Origin of the sequence: Microbacterium aurantiacum (assembly GCF_002872075.1) — a bacterium.
Lineage (GTDB): Bacteria > Actinomycetota > Actinomycetes > Actinomycetales > Microbacteriaceae > Microbacterium > Microbacterium aurantiacum_A.
Window position 1 is genome coordinate 1 of the sequence record NZ_PGGU01000030.1, and the last position, 306, is coordinate 306.

General features: G+C 60.8%; 1 protein-coding gene. It reads left to right on the top strand.

The window, feature by feature from the left end; genetic code table 11:
• On the top strand, positions 1-289 hold a 289-nt coding region (locus CUR96_RS18445), incomplete at its 5' end, for a WXG100 family type VII secretion target (RefSeq protein ID WP_102194568.1).
• Between the last annotated feature and the right edge of the window lie 17 nt (positions 290-306).

Genomic DNA, 306 nt, shown 5'->3' on the forward strand with positions numbered 1-306 from the left:
GATGGCTGATTTCGGTGCATCTTATGCGGAGATGGAGCAGGTGGCGTCGTCGCTGTCGCAGGCTCGTGATGACATTCAGGGGCAGTTGGACACCCTGAAGGGTCAGGTCGACACCCTTCTGGGTGAGGACTTCAAGACGCAGCACGCGTCGGGCAAGTTCGGTGAGGGTTATGGCGAGCTGACCACGGGTCTGAAGACTGCGGTGGATGGTATCAACGACATGTCCGAGTCGCTGCTCGGGATGATGCGTGCGATCCAGGATCTGGACACGCAGCTCGCCGGCGGCTGAACCACGGCAGCGTTTCC